Origin of the sequence: Mesorhizobium sp. M1A.F.Ca.IN.020.06.1.1 (assembly GCF_004023265.1) — a bacterium.
Taxonomy (GTDB): Bacteria; Pseudomonadota; Alphaproteobacteria; order Rhizobiales; family Rhizobiaceae; genus Mesorhizobium.
In genome coordinates this window covers 1-2,879 of the sequence record NZ_RZSR01000783.1, presented here as the reverse complement: position 1 = coordinate 2,879, position 2,879 = coordinate 1, and the positions used below count along the sequence as shown (strand labels likewise).

Here is a 2,879-nt window from a genome sequence, read left to right as displayed (position 1 = left end):
GGCGAGCGACAGCGAGGCGGTGTGGAAATTGCCGGTCGACAGCACGAGTGAGTCGTTGGCGAGCACCAGCGGGTTGTCGGCGGACGCGTTGAGCTCGATCTCGACCGTGAGCCGGGCATGGTCGATCGCCTGGATGAGCGCGCCGTGGATCGAGGGCATGCAGCGGATCGACAGCGGATCCTGAAGGGTGGTCGGCGCGGGCGTCCCGTCGCGGGTGAGCAGGTCGCGCAACGCCTTTGCCGCTACCTGCTGGCAGGCGGCCGGCCGCGCCAGATGCAGGCGCGGGTCAAGGATGGTGCGGTTGGCCCCGAACGCTTCCATGGTGAGCGCGCCGGCCTGCTCCTGCTGTTCGAGTGCCGACAGCGCGTCGACGAGCGCCAGCGCGCCGGCGCCGGTAGAAACCGCGGAAGCGTTGATCAGCGACAGACCATCCTTCGGTGCCAGGCTGACTGGCGCAAGCCGCGCCATCATCAGCGCCTTTGCCGAAGGCATGCGCCTGCCCTGATAGTCGGCATCGCCTTCGCCGATCAGCGTGTGGGCTATCGCGGTCATCAGCACCAGGTCGCCGGCGCCGATCGAGCCCAGCGACGGCATCACCGGATGGATGCCGGCGTTGAGCAGATCGACAAGCGCGGTGAGGACATGCGGCGACAGGCCGGAGCCGCCGGCGGAAAGCATGGCGATGCGGGCAAACATTGCGGCGCGCACGAGCTGGGCGGGCAATGGGTTTCCCACCGCAGCTCCGCGTCCGTCGAGAAGCTGGCGCTGGAAGGCACCGGCATCGCCTTCGACAGCCGTGCCGAGATTGGCGCCCAGCCCGGTGTTCAGCCCATAGATCTGCTGGCCGCCGGCAGCGGCGTCATCGAGGACCTGGCGGGCCTTGCCGAGTTTCTCGATGACCGCCGGCGTGATCTCGACCTTGCCTGCACTGCGCGCTACGGCGGCCACGTCCTCGATGCTGACGCCGGCGCCGGTGAGAACGAGCGGGGTCATGCGAAACGCAGCCTCTGGCCGATGCCTTGTTCCGCGGCTTTGGCCAGCATCGCCTTGCCGAGCGCGATGTCGGAGAGCGACAGACCCCGATGCCAGAACAGGATCGTCTCGCCGTCGCTTTGCCGGCCCGCTTTGTGCCCGGCAGCGATCTGGCCGAGCTCGGCATGCAGCGTCGCCTCGCTCAGCCGTCCCGTCTCGACATGGGCGCGCAGCGAGCCGAACTTGCCGCCCTTGCACTGACCCCAGTCGTCGACGACGATCTTTTGCATGATGTCGGTAAGCGAAAGCTCCACCGCGCTCATCGTGCCATAGGGCACGACCAGCGCGCCGCGCTTGATCCAGGCGGTCTTGAGCAGGGGTTGCGGTTCCGGTAGCCGCGAGGCTTCGACAACGATGTCGGCGCCTTCCACGCAGCTCTTCCAGTCGGCAACGGCGACAACCGGCTTGCCGAGGTCGGCGGCAAGCTTCGCGGCGAAAGCGTCGCGGCTTTCGGGGCGGCGCGAATGGACGCGGATCTCGTCGAAGTCGAACAGGTGATCGAGCAGTCGCACGTTCCAGTAGGCGGTGCCGCGCGCGCCGATGTGACCGAGCGCCCTGGATGATTTCTTCGCCAGATGCTTGGCGCCGATGGCGGTGACCGCGCCGGTGCGCATATCGGTGATGACGGTGGCGTCGAGGATGGCGCGTGGCGCGCCGGTGCGCGGGTCGAACAGGTTGAGTATGCCGAATTCGGACGGCAGGGCGTGCAGGTAGTTGTCGACATAATCGCCGACGATCTTGACGCCGGCCGCATCGAGCGGCGCCACATAGCCGCGCAGCACGTTGAAATGACCGCGGAAGGACGGATCCGGCTCAAGATGGACGCGCGGCTCGATCACCGTCTGGCCCTTGCCCTGGGCGACGAGCCCGGCCTCGACGGCGCCGATGATCTCGGCATCGCTCAGGCCAAGGGCTTCAATGTCGAGAGCATTGAGGTAGTCGATATAGATCGGCTTCATGCATTTCCCTCGTCCGGCCCGCGCTCATCCATAACAGGCGGCGGGGCGACACGAAAGTTTGTTGGATAAGCTCTGGACTGGTTCAGCCTTATGCTGTTCAACCGGCGCGTCATGACCAGCATCCCCGACAATGAGGCCGTATCCCAGCTCGTGCCGACGGCGGCGCGCCAGGCGCGGCGCGTCGCGCTGATCGTTGCCGTCGCCTTTTTCATGCAGTTGCTGGATTCGACGATCATCTCGACGTCGCTGCCGCAGATGGGGCAGTCTTTCGGCGTGCCGGCAGTGGCGATGAGCATCGGGATCACCGCTTACATGTTGACCATGGCGGTGTTCGTGCCGTTGTCGGCCTGGCTTGCCGACCGGTTTGGCGCGCGCAACATTTTCCTCGTCGCGATCGGGCTGTTCACGCTGGCGTCGATCGCCTGCGGCTACTCACAGAGCCTGACGCAATTCGTTGCCGCCCGCATCGTTCAGGGCCTCGGCAGCGCCTTGATGACGCCGGTCGGCCGCATCCTGGTGCTGCGCAACGCCGCCAAGTCCGAATTGCTTGCCGCCACGGCGCTGATCACCTGGCCGGCCTTGTTCGCGCCGGTGATCGGGCCGATGCTCGGCGGCTTCATCACCACCTATCTGTCCTGGCACTGGAACTTCTTCATCAACGTTCCGCTCGGCCTCGCCGGGCTGCTGCTTGTCGCGCGCTTCGTTCCGGGCGATCGCGAATCCGAGACCAGGCCGCTCGACTGGCCGGGATTCTTCCTCACCGCGCTCGGCCTCGCCGCGATGCTCTATGGGCTGGAACGGCTTGCGCATCCCGAGGATGGCATGCTGCCGACAGTGGGCCTGGTTGCCGCCGGCGTCGCCGTCGGCTGGTTCGCCGTGCGGCACTTG

At 66.7% G+C, this 2,879-nt stretch carries 3 protein-coding genes; 1 reads left to right on the top strand and 2 read right to left on the bottom strand.

The features are described from left to right. Both EOA60_RS26850 and EOA60_RS26845 read right to left on the bottom strand, forming a co-directional pair. Positions 1-993 (bottom strand): aromatic amino acid lyase (locus EOA60_RS26850; protein ID WP_164899560.1); only part of this gene is annotated, 993 nt, incomplete at its 3' end. After that, on the bottom strand, positions 990-1,991 hold the full coding sequence (locus EOA60_RS26845) for an ornithine cyclodeaminase family protein (RefSeq protein WP_095824967.1): 1,002 nt from the start codon (positions 1,989-1,991) through the stop codon (positions 990-992). The genes EOA60_RS26845 and EOA60_RS26850, both read right to left, overlap by 4 nt. Before the next feature lie 111 nt (positions 1,992-2,102). Between EOA60_RS26845 and EOA60_RS26840 the strand changes: the two genes are divergently transcribed. After that, on the top strand, positions 2,103-2,879 hold a 777-nt coding region (locus EOA60_RS26840; RefSeq protein ID WP_128312170.1), incomplete at its 3' end, for an MFS transporter.

What these genes read in the sequence shown, in the direction of transcription:
- EOA60_RS26845 (WP_095824967.1), bottom strand. Translation starts at nt 1,991, where the DNA reads ATGAAGCCGATCTATATCGACTACCTCAATGCTCTCGACATTGAAGCC.